Source organism: Pseudomonadales bacterium, from assembly GCA_024234165.1.
Lineage (GTDB): Bacteria > Pseudomonadota > Gammaproteobacteria > Pseudomonadales > UBA5518 > UBA5518.
Map to the genome: position 1 here is coordinate 170,260 of JACKOP010000005.1, position 17,479 is coordinate 187,738.

Annotated in this window: 12 protein-coding genes; 4 read left to right on the forward strand and 8 right to left on the reverse strand. The window is 61.4% G+C overall.

Annotation, left to right across the window (positions count from 1 at the left end; translation table 11 throughout):
* The first annotated feature begins 48 nt into the window (after positions 1 to 48).
* Positions 49 to 579 carry a nuclear transport factor 2 family protein gene (locus tag H7A12_15835; protein MCP5322252.1) on the forward strand — a complete coding sequence of 177 codons (531 nt, stop codon included), beginning with the start codon at positions 49 to 51 and terminating at the stop codon, positions 577 to 579.
* Here the strand turns inward: H7A12_15835 and H7A12_15840 are convergent.
* The 7 genes from H7A12_15840 to H7A12_15870 all read right to left on the reverse strand — a co-directional run bounded on the left by H7A12_15840 (position 561) and on the right by H7A12_15870 (position 12,060).
* Positions 561 to 2,732 (reverse strand): cation-translocating P-type ATPase, encoded by a 2,172-nt coding sequence (locus tag H7A12_15840; protein ID MCP5322253.1) that lies wholly within the window; start codon positions 2,730 to 2,732, stop codon positions 561 to 563. The genes H7A12_15835 and H7A12_15840 overlap by 19 nt on opposite strands.
* Before the next feature lie 30 nt (positions 2,733 to 2,762).
* Positions 2,763 to 3,815, reverse strand: coding sequence for an AraC family transcriptional regulator ligand-binding domain-containing protein (locus H7A12_15845; protein MCP5322254.1), 1,053 nt, complete (start codon positions 3,813 to 3,815; stop codon positions 2,763 to 2,765).
* Positions 3,816 to 3,895: 80 nt separating this feature from the next.
* Positions 3,896 to 6,373, reverse strand: a complete 2,478-nt coding sequence (locus H7A12_15850; protein ID MCP5322255.1) for a CoA transferase — start codon at positions 6,371 to 6,373, stop codon at positions 3,896 to 3,898.
* Between the two features lie 250 nt (positions 6,374 to 6,623).
* On the reverse strand, positions 6,624 to 7,517 hold the full coding sequence (locus H7A12_15855) for a helix-turn-helix domain-containing protein (protein ID MCP5322256.1): 894 nt from the start codon (positions 7,515 to 7,517) through the stop codon (positions 6,624 to 6,626).
* A gap of 6 nt (positions 7,518 to 7,523) precedes the next feature.
* Complete coding sequence (locus tag H7A12_15860; protein ID MCP5322257.1) at positions 7,524 to 8,819, reverse strand: MFS transporter; 1,296 nt, start codon at positions 8,817 to 8,819, stop codon at positions 7,524 to 7,526.
* Between the two features lies 1 nt (position 8,820).
* Positions 8,821 to 10,536 (reverse strand): thiamine pyrophosphate-binding protein, encoded by a 1,716-nt coding sequence (locus tag H7A12_15865; protein ID MCP5322258.1) that lies wholly within the window; start codon positions 10,534 to 10,536, stop codon positions 8,821 to 8,823.
* Between the two features lie 66 nt (positions 10,537 to 10,602).
* The gene (locus H7A12_15870) at positions 10,603 to 12,060 is read right to left on the reverse strand and encodes a long-chain-fatty-acyl-CoA reductase (GenBank protein ID MCP5322259.1); all 1,458 of its coding nucleotides are present in this window, start codon (positions 12,058 to 12,060) and stop codon (positions 10,603 to 10,605) included.
* 236 nt (positions 12,061 to 12,296) lie between these two features.
* On the opposite strand from H7A12_15870, the gene H7A12_15875 reads away from it, so the two are divergent.
* From H7A12_15875 to H7A12_15885, 3 genes are read left to right on the forward strand one after another with little or no spacing between them, the layout of a single operon-like run.
* Positions 12,297 to 13,733 carry a hypothetical protein gene (locus H7A12_15875; GenBank protein MCP5322260.1) on the forward strand — a complete coding sequence of 479 codons (1,437 nt, stop codon included), beginning with the start codon at positions 12,297 to 12,299 and terminating at the stop codon, positions 13,731 to 13,733.
* A 24-nt stretch (positions 13,734 to 13,757) separates the two neighbouring features.
* A complete protein-coding gene (locus H7A12_15880) occupies positions 13,758 to 15,218 on the forward strand; it encodes a long-chain-fatty-acyl-CoA reductase (protein MCP5322261.1) in 1,461 nt (486 codons plus the stop codon).
* Between the two features lie 7 nt (positions 15,219 to 15,225).
* Positions 15,226 to 16,536, forward strand: a complete 1,311-nt coding sequence (locus H7A12_15885; protein MCP5322262.1) for a hypothetical protein — start codon at positions 15,226 to 15,228, stop codon at positions 16,534 to 16,536.
* Between the two features lie 6 nt (positions 16,537 to 16,542).
* Here H7A12_15885 and H7A12_15890 read toward each other — a convergent pair whose 3' ends face one another.
* Positions 16,543 to 17,472, reverse strand: a complete 930-nt coding sequence (locus H7A12_15890; GenBank protein ID MCP5322263.1) for a TIGR03619 family F420-dependent LLM class oxidoreductase — start codon at positions 17,470 to 17,472, stop codon at positions 16,543 to 16,545.
* Between the last annotated feature and the right edge of the window lie 7 nt (positions 17,473 to 17,479).

A 17,479-nucleotide genomic window follows, 5' to 3' on the forward strand; every position in this document is an offset into this window, starting at 1 on the left:
GTTCACGCAACGCAGCAGCAGCCTACACGGTCGGAGCGCGCGGGCCAGATGAACACCAGCGAAGACGCACTGAGGGACCTGCTCGACGAGCAGGCGATCCGCAAGGTGGTGTTGCGCTACTGTCGCGGCATCGACCGCCTCGACCGTGAGCTGGTCAGGAGCTGCTATCACGACGACGCCACCGACGAGCACGGCAGCTTTTGCGGCAGCGTGGACGAGTTCATGAGCTGGGCCTTTCGCGTCGCGGCGCGCTACGAGATGACGATGCATTTCATCGGCAATCTTCTGGTCGAACTCGGCCCGCCCCACGGGAACGGCCAGCGCACGGCGCGCGCCGAAAGCTACGGCGTCGCGCACCACCGCCGCAGCGGCGGTCCGCCCGAGCACAATCTGCTGGTCGGCTTTCGCTACATCGACCGCTTCGAGAAACGCGCCGACGGGGTATGGCGCATCGCACGCCGCGTATGCACCACCGAGTGGGTACGCCGTGACGACGAATCGGCGTGGTGGCCGATCCCGCCGGGCATGCGCACGGGCCGGCGCGACCGCAGCGACCCGGTCTACGAAGCGATCGACTGATCCGCGCCGAGGGCCACACCGCGCAACAGGCGCAGCCCGTTGAACACGACAATCAGGCTGGCGCCCATGTCGGCGAATACCGCCATCCACATCGTCGCGCTGCCGAACACTGCAAGCAGCAGGAACACCAGCTTGATCCCGAGCGCGAGCGCGATGTTCTGCCACAGGACCACGCGGGCACGGCGGGACAGGCGGATCATTTCCGGGATGCGGCGCAGGTCGTCGTTCATGATCACGATGTCCGCTGCTTCCATCGCGGTATCCGTACCGGCTGCGCCCATCGCGATACCGATATCGGCCTGCGCGAGCGCCGGGGCGTCGTTGATGCCGTCGCCAGCCATCGCGACCACGCCGAAGGACTGCTGCATCGCGCGGATCGCGGCCAGCTTGTCGGTAGGCAGCAGGTTGGCGCGCACGTCGTCGATGCCCGCCTCGGCGGCGATGGTGCGCGCCGTGGTCTCGTTGTCACCGCTCAGCATGAAGCTGCGCACGCCGAGCGCGTGCAGCTCGGCCAGCGCGGTGCGCGAGCTTTGCTTGATGCGATCGGCGACCGCGAAGATCGCGAGCACCTGCGTCCGCGATGCCAGCATCGTCACCGTCCTGCCCTGGCGTTCGTGCTCGGCCAGTCGTGCCTCGATGGCCGCGCCGCACAGCCCGCGCTCCTCGATCAGGCGGTGGTTGCCGAGCACGAGTCGCTGTCCGTCGGTCTGCGCTTCGATCCCGCGCCCGGCAAGCGCCGTGAAGCCGCTCAGCTCACCGTTGCCGGCCTGCGTGTCCGCAGCGATCGCACGCGACACCGGGTGGTCGGAATGCCCGGCAAGGACGCGTGCCCAGTACATCACGGTGGGCTCGGGAAACGGCGACGGCAGGTACTCGCTCGCGACCAGGCGCGGGCGGCCTTCGGTGATCGTGCCGGTCTTGTCGAGCGCAACGGCACGAATGCGATGCGCGCTTTCCAGATACACGCCGCCCTTCACGAGCACGCCGCGGCGCGCAGCCGCGGCCAGGCCGCTGACGATGGTGACCGGTGTCGCGATCACCAGCGCGCACGGGCAGGCGATGACCAGCAGCACCAGCGCCTTGTAGAGCGCCAGCATCCAGCTCCAGCCGACCAGCCACGGCGTCAGCACGGCGACGAGCACCGCGAAGGCGAACACCAGCGGCGTGTAGACCGCCGCAAAGCGGTCGACGAACTGCTGGGTAGGCGCACGCGCGCCCTGCGCCTGCTCGACCGCGTGGATGATGCGCGCGAGCAGGGTGTTGCCGCTTGCGGCGGTCACCCGCAGCTCGAGCGTGCCAGTTTCGTTGATCGTGCCGGCGAACACATCGTCGCCTGGCGCCTTGTCGACCGGCAGGCTCTCGCCGGTGACCGGCGCCTGGTTCACGCTGGCGTTGCCCGCGAGCACGACACCATCGAGCGGGATACGCGCACCCGGCCTGACACGCACCACCGCGTCGACCGGCACCTGTGCGGCCGCAACGCTCATCCAGCTACCGTCCGCCTGCTTCGACTCAGCGGTCTCGGGCGCAAGATCGAGCAGACCCTTGATCGCATTGCGCGCACGATCGACGGCCCGCGCCTCGATCAGCTCCGCGATCGCGTAGAGCGCCATCACCATCGCCGCCTCCGGCCACTCACCGATCAGCAGCGCCCCGCTTACCGCAACCGACATCAGCGCGTTGATGTTCAGCCGCCCGCGCAACAGCGCGCTGACGCCCTTGCGATACGTCGAGAAGCCCGACAGCGCGATGGCACTGACCGCGAGCGCCAGCGTCAGCACGCGCGCGACGCCACCCGCGGGCACCAGCAACACGACGGCTTCGGCGCATCCGGCCAGCAGCACTGCCAGCACGAGCCGCAACTTCTCGCGGCTCGGTCCTGCGTCGGTGGCAGCCACCGTGCCGGCAGATCCGGACAGCGCCTGCGGATCGAAGCCGGCCTTGCGTATCAGCGCGAGGATGGTCGGCAGCGCAGCAGCATCCGCATCGATGCGCAGCGTGCGCTGGCCGAGGTCGAAATGCAGCGCCCTCAGCCCGTCCACTCCCGCGACGGCAAGCCGGATTTCGGACTCCTCCGCCGCACAGTCCATCGTCTCGATCCGGTAGCCAGGCAGCGTACGGCCGTTTGCGTGAACCGCTCGGTCAGACTCCATCGGCGCCTCCCGTGGCACGCGCGTGGTCGCTCATACGCCGGAGCCGCTCGTGCCGCGACGCATCGCCGACGGCACGCATCCGGTCCAGGATTTGAAGGCGCGCGAAAAGGTGACGGTGTCGCTGAAACCCAGCCGGGCAGCGATCTCACCGAGCGGCAACGAACGATCCCGCAGCAGGTCGAGCGCGAGCTCGTGCCGGCAGCGCTCCTTCAGTTGCCTGAGCGTGGTGCCTTCCTCGTTCAGTCGGCGCTTCAGCGTCGCACTGCTCAAACCCAACTGGCGGGCGATCCAGTTGGCATCGGGCGGCCGGTTCCCCTGCGCCAGTGCCGTGGCGAGCAGCTTGCGCACCCACGCGGAAGCGGGCGCAACGCTCGAGCGCCCGGCGCCGAGGTCGAACGGAAACGCCGTGCGCAGCAGTTCGTCGAGCTCGGCAGCACTGCGCACCACCGGCAACGCCAGATAGCGCGCGGGAAAGCTGAACGTGTTGTCTTGCGCGCCGTACTCGATGTCCCACGGCAGCAGCCACGATACGAGCTGCTGGTCCAGCACCGGACCGTAGCAGACCTTCACCGCAAGCGGCTCCAGATCCTTGCCCACCAACCAGCCGCCCAGCCGTGCAAAGCTCGACAACCCCGTGAAGACGCCGAAGATCATGTGCTCATCGCCGGGTATGTAGGCGGTATGCAGGCAGAACTCCGCAGTCGAACGCTCGGTACGCAACGACAGCGCGCCGGCTCCACCGTCGAACAGGGCATAGAAGTCGATTGCACGTTCGATGGCCTGGCCGAGCGTCGCGCTGCTGATCATGCAGTAGCACATCATGCGAAACTCGGACGGCCCCATCGGATGACGGCCGACGCGGCGCGCTTCGTTGCGCTCGAGCCGGTTCAGGCATTCACCGTAGACCGCCACGAACTGCGCATGGGAAACGTGCAGGCTGCTGCATGCTTTCAGATCAAGGATGCCTGCCCGGCGCAGGATCTCGTCCACATCGCCGCCGAGCTGGCCCACGACACGCAGCACGCTGCGCAGCAGCAGGCCTGCGGGCGGTGTGTGCGCTGATGCGAGCGGATTTCCGTTCATGGGCTGAATGGTGCGGCTCGATGCCGCCCATTCTAGCCCAGCCGGCAGCGACTGCTACGGCCGGGCTACCGGACCAGGACTCACCTCAACACCCCATCGCTCAACAGACGCACGAATTCCTGGTCATCCATGTTCAGGATCTCTCGGCAGATCTGTTCCGTGTGTTCTCCGAACGATGGTCCGTAGATCTGAGTGACGGGGGTGCGCGACAACTTCAGCGGCCAACCGAAATACAGGCTGTTGCCATAGCCCGGCTTGTCCAGTACGGAGTAGAACCCTCTCTCCCTGACGTGCGGATCAGATTCGACGATGTCACGGTCGTTCTTGACGACGCCGGCCGGAATGCCGGCATCCTGCAACAACTGCATCAACTCTTCGGCCGCATGCCCCACGGTCCACCGAGAGATTTGCCCATCCAGCTCATCCTCGTTTTCCTTCCTTCCTGTCAACGAATCGTATCGGGCATGGCGAACCCACTCGGGGTTCCCCATCACGCGTTTCAACGCATCCCATTGCCGGTCGGTCAATACGGCAATGGCGCACCAGCGATTTTCGCCGCGGCACGCATACACGCCATGTGGTGCGGCATCGGGTGAACGATTTCCCTGCTTGCCCCTGACGCAACCATTTGCCGAGTATTCGAGCAACGGCAGGGCAAGCAGCGTCGTTGCCACTTCGTGCTGCGACAGATCGATGTACTGCCCCTCGCCGGTCCTCTCACGGTGATCAAGCGCAGAAAGAATCGCCAAGGTGCTGAACCAGGGCGCTGTTGCATCGGAGTAGGCGTTGTGTGGTGGTACCGAGATGCGATCGGGCCAACCCGTGAGGTAGGTAAACCCCCCGCGCGCCTGCTGCTCGACACCGAAACCGATCATCTCTGCCAGTGGTCCGGTTTGCCCGAAGCTGCTGGAGCTGATCATGATGATCGATGGGTTGATCTTGCGCAGTTCTTCGTAATCGAGCCCGAAGCTCTTCATGACACCCACGCTGAAATTCTCGGCAACGACATCCGCCCAGCTCACAAGTTTCCTGGCGATCTCCCGTCCTTCCTCCTTCGACAGGTCAAGATTCATCGCCCGTTTGCTGCTGTTCATCGCGATGGCAAAGTAACCGCCGTCCGCCGTACTCACGTTGTTCTTGTACGGCCCTACGGTTCGCAGGTTATCGATTGCTGCAAGGCTCTCGACCTTGATGACATCCGCGCCGAAATCTGCCAGGTACGTCGTGCTCAACGGGCCGGCAAGAATCCTGGAGAAATCCAGCACCTTCAGGCCTGCCAGCGCAGCGTGGATCCTTGCTCCCGATGCCGCATCGCCAGGCAATCGAGTTCGTGCGTTTCCAGCGTCAGCACGACGTGGCATCGAAGCGATTTCAAGGCGAATCTCGGCCGAGTGCTCTCCAGCTCGAGGGGCAGCCTTCGGCACAGCGCACGGGGTCGCACCAAGCTTGAACGGCGCCCCCGGGTGGAGCAGGCTGCGACCGAGTGCGGGATACCCGACATCAAGCAGGAAATTCCTGGATATCAGTTGTGGATCCCGGGCAATGTCCGCAATGCTGTTGACCGGAGCCAATGCAAAGCGCCTTCTCAGCGCCTCGTCTGCAAGTTCCTGCTTGCTGTGTTTCGCAAAGAAGGCCAGAAAGGCTGCTTCGATACCTTCCAGTTCCTCCGGCGTGATCTTGAGAACGTCGAGTCGGCTCCAGTCGATGTCCACCAGATGCCCTGCATCACCCTTTTCGTCCATCCAGTCAACGAGCCGCTTGACCAGCCGGCCCAGCACGCCGCCGTAGACGCTGAACATCACTTCACCGTCCAGGCAGGGCCAGACCACCAACGGCGCAACCTTGGGTGAAAACCGCTGGCGGTTTCCGCTGCGCTCGGTAACCATCCGGGTGTGGTACCACCATGAAGGCGATGCCATGCCCAGTCGCATCACCGCTTCATGCGCCGATACGTCGACATGCTGTCCTTCGTCGATCCGGTTTCTCGCCTGCAGGGCCAGCAAGGTACCGACCGCTCCATGCAGTCCGGCCTGGAGCCAGACCTGGTCGACCCCCATGCGCAAGGGCGCACGGTCCATGTATCCGCACTGGTTCATGATTCCGCCCAGCGCCCAGAGAACCAGGTCCGAGGCATGCAGGTCGCGGAAAGGTCCCGTCTGCCCGAACGGCGTGATCGAGACGAAGATGAGGCCGGGGTTCAGCTCGCTCAAGGCCTCGTATCCGAGCCCCAGGCCGTCGAGATACCCGACTGGATACGATTCAATGAAAAAGTCGGCTGTTGCAACCAGTTGCTTCAGTTCTTCACGTCCGGACGGCGACTCGATATCGAGGGTGATGCTTCTTTTTCCCGCATTGAGCGAATACCACAGGAGGCTCTTTTCAAGAGCCCGGGTGTCCTGCACCAAAGGCGCCGATTGACGCACGATATCGCCCGCCGGCGGTTCGACCTTGATGATATCGGCCCCGAGATCAGCCAGAAGCCGTCCGCAAAACATCCCGGTCTGGCCGCTGAGATCGAGGCCACGGTACGGGAGCAGGGGGCCTGTTCTGTTATGCATCGATGTCTCAAACCTCTTTTCTCGAACGCCGGAGACCGATTTCCTGGCTCTGACAATCCCCGCCGCCTCGACAGGCAAACAAGAACGATCCGGGTGCAAAGCGCAGCTTAGCAGACTATTGCAATGACAATATATTTTTCATGTTTATCGATTTGACGAGACTGCACCGGCAGATCCACCCGGCCGACGACACAATCATCTTGGAACTACCGTTCGGCAAGAAAACGCCGAGCTGGCAGGGGGCACACGACTAGTTCATCCACTTGCCGTTGCTTTGCATGGTGACGGAACGGCAGGTCGCCACCAGTTTTCGTGCATAACCCTGAATTTCTTCGGTTCCCAGCGAATCTCCGAAACCGGTCAGATAGATCACGTAACTCACTTCGCCATGTGGATTGAAAATCGGTGCCGACAACATCCGCACCGGATAACGGCTTCCGCTCTTCGGGTACAGGAGGTAGTGGTCTTCAATGCCGAGTTTGTCGATGAGACTGGTCAGGCGCTCCCTGTCGCTGGGCGAGGACATTGAAAACGACACCTCTCGCACGGCTTCTCCGAGCTGGATCGGCAAGGCGGTTTCAAGATAGACAGCGTAGCCGTCCTTCCTGATGACGGAGAGGAGTTCATCGTACCTGGCTCGTTCGGCCTTGGTCACCTTGTGAGGAAGTTTCTTCAACCATTGCTCGATCTTGTCGTTACTCGACCACGCCATGAACAAGGCTCCCAGGGGCGGGATCAATGGAACATGCTGGCCCACGCCCATGCTTGGCGCAGTGGAACGGTAACGACCATATCGCGCCAACCCCACCATGTCCTTTCCCATGCGTGCTGTCACCATCGCATCGAGATTGTTTTCTGCCGAGAGCTTGGCCGCTTCCTCTCTGGCTATGCCAATGGCCGGATGCCGCTCCAGCGCGGCCTGGCCGGTGGCAACCAGTGCCGGCCCCAGCGAGTAGGTCTTGTGGGTCGGATGCCTTACGAGATACCCGCTTTCCGTCAACGTATTCAGGATCGCATGGCACGACGCGATATTCACTTCAAGCCGCTGCACCAGCTCCGAGAGAGTGAATTCATGACCGGGCTGATTCGCAATGAAATTGAGTATATCGATTGCGCGTGTTGCCGATAGCGCAGGTCTAGCCATGCTTCTTCACTTCCCATGTACACGGAGCGGAGCAGGCAGATCCAGCAGCAGCACAAGACCGATTGCCAGCAATACCAATGTACCGCCAACAAGAAATGCGATCTGGTAACTGCCCAGTCGATCGTAGACGAATGCGCCCAGCAGCGGACCAAGCGCCGGGCCCAGCACGGTAAAAACCGCAGCGATGCCCATGATTCCACCGAGAAACCGTGTTCCGAACAGCCCACCTATGATGCGTGGATTTTGCGGGATGACCCCTCCGTAGGCAAATCCGAACATGACCGCAAAAAGATACAGCATCCATGCGTGACTTATGGCGGGCAAGATGAAAAGCGCCAGCGAAGCCAACAGCATGCTGTAAGTCAGCGCACGCCTCGTCCCGATCCGATCAGAGGCAGCCCCCATGACAAGGCGGCCAAGTGCATTGGATGCAGCTGCAACACCGAGGGCCAGCGCAGCGACGGATTCGGCAATTCCGACGTCCGTTGCATAGGGGACCATATGAATCTGGGCCATCATGATGCCGGAGAACATCAGGATCACCGACAGGTTGTAGATCCAGAACGCCGGACTGCACAACGCCTGCTTGACCGTGTGGTTTCGAGCGCCGCTCGCAGCCACATGCGCTGCGTGAACGGATGTGGCGCCGACAGCCTGTTCGCCAGACAGCATGGCCTCTTCGCCGAAGGCTTGCAGCCCCATCTCTGAGGGATCCTTCTTCATCAGGAGCCCCATGGCCAGGATCACACAGGCCGCACCCAACCCGGCGATCTCGAAAGTTTCGCGCCAACCGTATGCTGTTATCCAATGCTGCGTCAGCGGCGAAAGGATCATGCCTCCCAGGCCTCCGGCGGAAAAAACGAGGCCAAGCGCAAGACCACGGCGCTGTACGAACCAGCGCGGGATCGTGGCCATCAACGGCACAATCAGGAAGGCAACGCCCAGCCCACCCAGGATGCTGTAGGCAAGGTAGAACTGTCGCAGATTCTCTACCTTGGCCGCACAAAAAAGACCGAGGCCAAGCAACAAGCCCCCAGCCAGGCTGGTGACACGTGGACCGAAGCGATCAACCGCAAATCCCGCCACGATGGACATGGCACCCACGATCATCATGAACAGGCCGAATGCACCCGTTACCTCGCTGCGAAGCCAGCCGAATTGCTGGGCCAGCGGCTTCACGAACACGCCGAAACAGATGGTTGGCCACAGAGCGATGGCATAGATGAGCGCGGCGGCCAGAACGATGACCCAGCCGTAAAAGAACGCTGCCTTGTCTCCTGGTGGGACGGAAGAGGTATTCATCTCAAGCGAAGAAGGCAGCCGTCATTTCGTTCAGTCCGGCGCCTTCGGGACTGACCATGAGTTCGATGAGCGTGGGCTTGCGCAAGCCGATCATCTCCTCCAGCGCCGGCTTGATCGCCGCTGCGTCGCTGATGCGCCTGGCAATCAGCCCGAAGCCCTCGGCCAGCGCGGCAAAGCTCAGCTCGCCAATGTCGTACACGGCACAATCGGCTCCATCCATCGGGGCGCCGACCGCCTGCCCGTAGTAGCCGAAGAGGCCTCTCATCGAGCCGAAACCACCATTGTTGAAGACCACGAACACAATCGGTACCTGGTACCTGGCGGCGCTCCACAGGGCCTGGATGCAAAACATGGCACCACCATCGCCAAGCAACGCGACGATCGCCTGGTCGGGACGCCCCATGGCGACTCCAAGTGCAGCCGGCACGCCCCATCCCAGGGAATCGACGCAGGTGAAGTAACTGCCTGGCTCACGAAATCCGATCACCTTGGGCAATTGTCCGTAGAACGATGCCAACTCGTCGACCACAGCAGCATTCCCGGGCAGCGCGGCAGCGATCTCCCTGAACGCTGCGCCCCAATGGACGGGCACCAATCCCGGATCGGCATTCAGGCAGCTCTCGACAAAGTCCTTTCGCTGCTGATGCTCTTCCCTCAACTGCGCCATTCGCTCGACATGCCTTGCCTTGTCAAGCAGCGGCTCGACGGCTTTGCGCAACTGGGCCAGTGCGAGCTTCGGATTCGCGAGCAAGGCGACTTCCGTCGGACAAAACCTGGCAAGTGCACAGGCATCGAGATCGATCTGGATGACACGCGTTGCCGGCGGCACGACCGGCGAATCTGCCTGGTCGTCAAACTTGAATACATCGCTACCGATTTCCAGCAAGACATCGGCAGATGTCGCCACACGGCGAATGGCATGGCTCTGCTGGAAGAGCAGCCCACGATACAGGGGATGATCACTGGGGAAGATCAGTTTGGTTTCATTGCCCGTGTACACAGGCGCAGCCAACACTTCGGCCAATGCGACCAGCTCGGACACCGCATCCGTATCAGCCACGGCGTGACCGGCAACTATCACCGGATTTCTTGCGGAGGCCAGCAGCCCGGCCACATGCTCCAGTGACCCGGCGGACAGGCCGGTATCCATTGTTACGCGCCGACCATGCGCAGGAAATGACTGGTGCGCCACGACCTGGCATTGCACTCCGTGCGGGATGGAGAGCACAACCGGACCTGTTGGCGCGGTGCACGCTTCCTTGATTGCCCGATTCACGGCCACCGCCACGTCGTTTGCGCGCGTCACGCGCCAGCGTGCCTTGGTGACCTGGCTCACCATGGGGCGCACGTCGACATCCATGTAACGCTCGTTCCAGTCGAGCGAGGCATCCGTCTGTCCGACGATGACGAGAATCCGGCTTCCGGCGGCGTAAGCATTGTGCAGGTTTCCCATCGTGTTCGACAGGCCGCCGGTCGAATGCACGACTACGACGGCGAGCCTTCCGGTTGCCCGCGAATAGCCGTCTGCCATACCCAGCGCAGCAGATTCGTGCGTGGCATGCACGAAGGTCATGTCAGGCGCTCGTCTCAATGCGTGCAACAGCGGTACGTTCGTGATGCCGCAAACACCGAAAACGCGATCGACGCCCTCTTCGCGAAGCATGCTCCACACGGCATCGGCACAACTCATCTCTACGGTCGTTTCTCCGTCATTCATGCCTGCGTCCTCGCTCCCGGTCTGCTGCGTCTCAAGGAGTCAAATCCAGCTTTGCTCCGCATGTCATCACGGTTGCGAATGGGCAAAGCTGGCACCACGTTCCACTACCTCGCGCTCGAAATTCTCGATGACCACCCAGCGCACCATGCGACGAAACAGCTCGATGCCATCATGCGGATAGCCCTCGGCCTCATACGTCGCGCAGCCCAGCGTGGTAAGACGCTGCGCACCCTGCAGGGCACATCGGTCACGGATTCGTTCCTTGAGGGATTCCGGATAGACGCCGATGGTCTGGGTATCGATGGTCACCCACTGGAGGGCATCCTCGATCCTGTTCACCGGCACCAGGTTGACGACCCGGCCATTCAATTCGTCCTTGAACGGAACCGGTTCGCTTCGTCGTGAAATGACGACACCGCCCTCGGATTGCTCGACACCGATGACACCGTAACGGGCGTCATGGCGTATCCCATCGATATCAGCGCGGAGTTGAGCGGGAAAATCGGGGCTGCAGGAACTGAACTGGGATGGCAGCGCCTGGATCGCCGCATGCACGAGCGCACCCAAGCGCTCTAGCCGCTCCACCCCCACCGCATCCACGCCACTTTCGACATAGACCACCCGGGCATTGAGACATGCAGCCTGGTTCAACAGGCCTACGTCCTTGGCGATCTGTTCCGCAACATAATTCATGGACTCCTGCGACTCGAAAGCCTCGCTGCCGATCATCGAACCGCTGACCTTGGGATCGAGCGCGATGAGATCCAGCCCCGGCACGAGGTACTTGCGGACCTGGCGCATCGAGCTCGGACCGCCCCAGGCCAGGATCTTCTCGATGTTGCGTGGCGTGTACAGATGCTCCTCGACACCCGCATCCCCTCCTTTCCAGTAGCCCACCGTGTAGTGCCTGGTAATCGGATGCGTGGGCGCCATCTCGATCATGGTCAAGCCCAGGGCCGTCGCAGTGAACGGGTCGTTGGATGGGAACTTGACGATGTTGTCGCACCGCAGGATGGATCCGTGCATCAGACCGAAGGCAGCGGCTGCAGGGGAGTTGCCCGGGTTGAGGTGCACCGTCCGAGCGCCGAATGCGCGCACCTGGACTTCCCGATCGGCAAACTGGCGGCTCTCCCAGCCATCGAGGCATTCGATGCCCATCATCTTGTCGATCGCCTCCTCTATGGAGGCTCGATTGAAGGCAACGCTCAGTCCGTTGTACATCTGAGCCAGGATCTCCCTGGACTGGACGTTGGCTGCAAGATACATCTCCATGGCCTGACGAAGATGCGCATTCGTGTCCAGCCGGAGCCGCGCCCCGAGTTCTTCGAGATAGTCGAGGACATCCGCGACGGACAGCCGGTACATGTCCTCCATCTCGGCCGGATTGCGCAAGACGATCCGGTCGATGAACCGCTTTACATCAGGCGTCCGGAAGGACACGCCACCTCGCCGGCCCTGGAAAGGCACCATGTGATCGCGTATGACCTCGCCGCGAACAATCAGGGGGATGTCGTACTCTGTCACGCTCGCATGCTCCTTGATCAAGCCTGAGAAATGGTTGCAAGCATCTCACGCTTACATCTATAGAAAACTTTATTGCTATATCAATACATGGTATGGTCGCAACCTGATAGCGTCAAGTCACCCCATCAGGGGTCATGCACAACATGTTCACCCGCTGACGCAGCGTAACGGATCGGATACATCGGCATACCAAAGCTCGTTTCCTGTCACGCGGCCCTGGAGTTGAAGCGACAATCATGGCTACGCAAGTCGATCCGCAAACCGCTCGCGCCTATAAAACGCGGTTTCTCGAAAACCCCGCGAATTTCCTTGATTACCCGATCGACGTCGTCTTTTCGCTAGACCCGGCAGAGCTGGACGCAATGCATCTTCGACATGCGAAGGACAGGTTCGCCTTCGGCGTCGAACACATTGCCATGGTGCGCCAACTGGCAACGCAGAACGAGGTCTCCGGCATCGACTCCTTCGACGACCTCCTGCCTCTGCTGTACAGCCAGGACACCTTCAAGAGCTATCCTCAATCCTGGCTCGAGACCGGAGATTTCAACCGCCTGAACAGATGGCTCGGGAAGCTGTGTGCCATCGATCTGCGCAACGTCGACGCATCGTCCTGCTCTCTCATCGAAGACTGGATAAAGGTTCTGGCCAGCGAATCCGGCGTCGACCTTCTCATTTCGGCTGGCGCCGACGGGAAGGCCGCATTCCTGCCACGCACCCGTGACGAGTGGGGAGTGATGCATCGCGTCACCCTCTGGAACTTCCAGTCATCCATGACGGGAAGGAACGGAGAGTCCCTTGCCTTGCGGGTCGGGGTAGACAAGGCGCCACTGATACATCCCGGTGCGCGCGGCGGCGCACGCAGCTGGGGACGCTTCCTCGACTTCTACGAACAGACCTTCGGTACCGGTCTTGTCGATGCGCCGCTCGGTTACAACGACTCCGATCTGCTCAGCCTTGCCGGTCGCATACGCGAAGCCAGCAAGAAGGGCGAAGCGGGTTCGCTGCAGATCAATCCGGAGTTGCTGGCGCGCAAGGATGAAATTGCCCGCATCAATGCGGACAAGCCACGGCGCATGGAAGCCCTGATGCAACGCCTGGGCAACGACTACCGAGGTCGCCGCATCATCTGTTACAGCAGCATGCAGATGCTCCACGATCTGGCAACGCGCCTGCGCGACCAGCACATCACGGGGGCCTTCGCTCCCGACTCGTTTTTTTTCTGCGGAGGCGGATTCGCCGATGGCAAGGAGCCAGCCAACTGGAAACAGCAGGCAGCCGCGGTGCTGGGCATACCAGAAACCTCGATTCACGTAGGCTACGGCATGCAGGAAGGTCTTTGGGCAACGAATCAGTGTCCGGCAGGCAGGTTCCACGTCCCGGTCACCGTCATCCCGTTCGTTCTCGACGAAACGAACAATCAGCCGCTGCCCCGTACCGGCAGGCAGACAGGAAGGTTCGCCTTCTTCGACCTGCTGCCCACTACCTCGTGGGGCGGTTACATCAGCAGTGACCGGGTCACCATTTCATGGGATCGACACTGCGACTGTGGTCGCATGGGCGCCTTTCTCGACGCAGACATCAGCAAGGTACCCGAAAGGCAGGACGACAAGATCGGCTGTGCCGGCACGTCCGGGGCTCTGGAAGACGCCACCGATTTCCTGCTCCGTACGTGATCAATAAATTCCGCGGGTATCGACATGACCAAGTACCGGATCCCCATCATTGCACGAGGCCAGGTCATCGATGACTACGAAGTCATCTGTCACGGCCGGTATGGCGCCGATTTCGCGTGCCCCGACCCGAACAAGTACCTGTCAAGAATCCTGTTGCCTTCACGCCGCGCAATGGAACCTCTCTACCAACTGTCGTTGGACGAGGTCGTCAGCTACTTGCTGGAACTGGGAAAGCATCTGAAGACAGCGACCAATCCGCACCTGCAATGGGCTCTTGAACTTGCCAGGGCTTTCAACGATGTGCCACCGCACATGGTCCGGAACGCCATGGACAGTTTTCAGGATCGATTCCTGTCTCGCTCGACTCTCGAAGGGATGATCGATACGGTAGGACGCGAGCATCTCGACGGTTGGCAACGTCACGAACGTGACTCGGGACGCATCTCCTACATCCGTGCCTTCGGGGTGCCCACGGCACACGTGATTGCCGGCAATGGCCCATCTGTCGCCATGATGACGCTGGTGCGCAACGCTCTCATCCGCGGCTACGCCATCGTAAAGATCCCCTCGAACGAACTGGGCACCGCCGTTGCCCTCGCACGCACGGCAATCGACATGGCTCCTGACCACCCTCTGACCAAGGCATTCAGTGCTGTTTACTGGCGCGGGGGCGACGACGCTTTCGAATCCCGCCTGTACCACCCCAGGAATGTCGAGCGCATCGTCGCATGGGGCGGCTTCGCATCGGTCACGCATATCGCCAAATACGTACGCCCCGGCATCGATCTCGTGACCTTCGACCCGAAGATCAGTCGTTCCGTACTGGGACCAGGCACGTTCGCCTCGGATGCCAGCATGAGTGAAGCGGCCATGCGCCTGGCCGACGATGTCGGCAATGGCAACCAGAACGGGTGCACCAATTGCCGGGTGTCCTACGCCATAAACGATGGAAGCTCTGATTTCCTGGACAAGGTGAAGCGTTTCGGCCAGATGGTGTTCGATGAAATCCAGCGACTGCCTCACGAGGTGAGCAGCCCCGCCATTCACATGGACCCGGGGTTTCAGTCGAAAGTAGCGGCTTTGGCGATGCTCGACGACGATTATCACGTCGTCGGTGGTGACAAACGCGGAGGCGTGATCGTCTCGATCGAAGGCGACCAGGTGGATTTTGCCGACGAACTCAAGTATCGGACACTGAACATCGTCCCCGTGAAGGATTACGACGCCATGCTTCGCTTTGTCACGCGCGACGTACAGACCGTAGGCGTGTATCCAGAAAGCGTGCGCGATGAGCTTCGCACGGTCCTGGCTCTCCATGGCGTACAGCGAATCACATCCCTCGGGTTCATGCGCGAATACGACGCGGCAATTGATCCACACGATGGGAACGAAGCCTTGCGAAAGATGTGTACCTGGGTCGTTGCCGAGGATTGCATCACGAACCACGCCCCCGCACTCTGGCGCAAGGCAGGCAGCACGGGCTGAAAGATCGATGAACACGAACATCTTCGCTCATGTGCACGCCCCAGGCGATCTCTTGCTGCATCCACAGGTCGATCCCGGGTTCCTGATTCGCCGCGACGTCGAGGAATTCCAGCTGACAGCCGCCAGGCTCCGGCTGCAAAGCCATGCCGAACGCATCCCCGCCGTGAGCGAATTGCTGGCCGGCAAGGACCCCATGTCCTTCACCCGCATCGACGATTTCATTGCCGTGCTCTTCGAGGAAGACATCTACAAAAGCTACGACCCGACGTGGATCGACGACGGCGAATTCGACAAGATGACCCGCTGGCTGGATCGACTCAGCACACACGATCTTTCCAGGGTCGAGACCCATGACTGTGACAGTCTTACCGCGTGGTGTCGGCGCCTCGACGAACAGGCGGGCATCTTCATCTGCCATTCGTCGGGAACCAGCGGCACCCTGAGCTTCGTTCCTCGTTCGCAGCGCGATCGCGATCTGGCGGTCGATCATGTGGTGTGGTACAGCCATCCGTTGTTCAAGCCGAACCAACGCAATGACGTAACGTATTTTTGCATGCAGGCACGGCGTCAGTACCGCATCACTCAACCCATCTATGATGGACTGGAGGAGCGGTTCCAGATCAATCCAGTGGAAGCACTGACCGATTTCCTCAGTCCAGAGTTCTTCATCACCCAAGGCAAGCTACGCAAGGCGGCCTCAGCCGGCACGATGGACGAGTGCCTGAAAAGAAACCTCATCGTGGCAGCCCATCGCGAGGAAGTGGAACGCTACCAGCAGAACCTGCCGCACCTCATCAAGCGCTGGACCGAAAATCTCATTGAGAACTACCGCGGGCGGCAAATTTTTTTCCAGGGCTCATTCGACAAGGCCTGGCAGATCACTCAGCTCTTCAGCAAGATGGGTGTCACCTGTGCCTTCGCCCCTGAGTCCAGGTTTTCCCTGTTTGGCGGAGTCAAGGACGGCAGTCAGCTACCGGATGACTGGCAGGATCAGTTCCGGCGCGTAACCGGGGTGTCCGAAGACAATCTGATCTTCGGTTGGGGCATGTCCGAGATGACGGGAGCACTATTGCGCTGCTCCCATGGCATGTTTCATTTCATGATCCAGATCATCCCCTTCCTGCTCGAACCGGGAACTCGCGTCCCGCTTCCGCGCCAGGGAACCCAGACCGGCCAGTTGGCCATTCTCGAACTCGTCTCGGAAGATTGCTGGGGCGGCATGATCAGCGGCGACCGTGGCACCATCCACTGGGACAAGACCTGTGCCTGCGGGCGTGACGGCCCCTTGCTCGACCCGCAAAGCATCGGACGCCTGTAGCGCAGATCACACGGTCAACAGCGGCGCCACGGAAGCTGCGAAGCACTGGATCTGTTCGATGCATTCCTGCGTTGACCGGGAGCGGAAGCGCACCTGGAGATGATTCACTCCCATGCTCACCAGTCCTCGCAACGATTCCGCGATTTGCTCGGCATGACCGATCAGCGATCCAGCGGGAAGCTCCCATCCAGGATCGTTGCGACTGGATTCGATTATGTGCATCGGCTCAACGATCGTGCCGATATCCAGCCACGAGTCGTTCCTGAACTCGCGGCGCAACTCGCGAATCCGCTGGATCTGCTCATGAAGAGCACTTCTCGGTGTCCCTTGCGGCAGCCAACCATCGCCATAGGCCGCAACCCGACGCAGTGCCGCCGGACTCGATCCGCCGATCCACACCGGCGGTCTTGGTTCCTGTACCGCTCGCGGGCCAATATGCATGCCCGAGAAACTCCAGCAGGAACCCTCGTGGGTGGCAGCCTCTGCTTCGAGACATTGCATCAACGCCTCGATTGCTTCGTCGCCCCGCTTGCCTCGTTGCGCGAAGCTGCCCGGACCGTTCAACACGTCGAACTCTTCCGCCACATGCCCGACGCCAACGCCGATGACGAGTCGTCCGTGCGACAGCCGGTCCAGTGTGCTGAACTCCTTGGCAGCGCGCAGCGGATGCCGCTGAGAGAGCGTCACGACATGTGACAGCAGTCTCGTGCGCTTCGTAAAACCTGCCAACCACCCCAGCGTTGCGATGGTGTCATACCAGACGGAGCCCATGGCGTCGACCAGTCGTGCAGGAATGGCCGTGTGATCGCAGACGCCCAGGTAGAAGCAACCGGCTGCATCGGCGGCTACCGCAATGGCAGCCATGTCGTCCACGGAGGCATGCTTCTCCCACTCCGAAACGTATAGAGTCGACTGGCTCTGGATGGGAAGCTGCATCCCCCAC

Excerpts from the sequence above, each read along its gene's own strand:
- H7A12_15850 (MCP5322255.1), bottom strand. The coding sequence starts at position 6,373 with ATGCATAACAGAACAGGCCCCCTGCTCCCGTACCGTGGCCTCGATCTC.
- H7A12_15890 (MCP5322263.1), bottom strand. The coding sequence starts at position 17,472 with ATGCAGCTTCCCATCCAGAGCCAGTCGACTCTATACGTTTCGGAGTGG.
- H7A12_15875 (MCP5322260.1), top strand. The coding sequence starts at position 12,297 with ATGGCTACGCAAGTCGATCCGCAAACCGCTCGCGCCTATAAAACGCGG.
- H7A12_15835 (MCP5322252.1), top strand. The coding sequence starts at position 49 with ATGAACACCAGCGAAGACGCACTGAGGGACCTGCTCGACGAGCAGGCG.
- H7A12_15840 (MCP5322253.1), bottom strand. The coding sequence starts at position 2,732 with ATGGAGTCTGACCGAGCGGTTCACGCAAACGGCCGTACGCTGCCTGGC.
- H7A12_15860 (MCP5322257.1), bottom strand. The coding sequence starts at position 8,819 with ATGAATACCTCTTCCGTCCCACCAGGAGACAAGGCAGCGTTCTTTTAC.
- H7A12_15880 (MCP5322261.1), top strand. The coding sequence starts at position 13,758 with ATGACCAAGTACCGGATCCCCATCATTGCACGAGGCCAGGTCATCGAT.
- H7A12_15885 (MCP5322262.1), top strand. The coding sequence starts at position 15,226 with ATGAACACGAACATCTTCGCTCATGTGCACGCCCCAGGCGATCTCTTG.
- H7A12_15855 (MCP5322256.1), bottom strand. The coding sequence starts at position 7,517 with ATGGCTAGACCTGCGCTATCGGCAACACGCGCAATCGATATACTCAAT.
- H7A12_15865 (MCP5322258.1), bottom strand. The coding sequence starts at position 10,536 with ATGAATGACGGAGAAACGACCGTAGAGATGAGTTGTGCCGATGCCGTG.
- H7A12_15845 (MCP5322254.1), bottom strand. The coding sequence starts at position 3,815 with ATGAACGGAAATCCGCTCGCATCAGCGCACACACCGCCCGCAGGCCTG.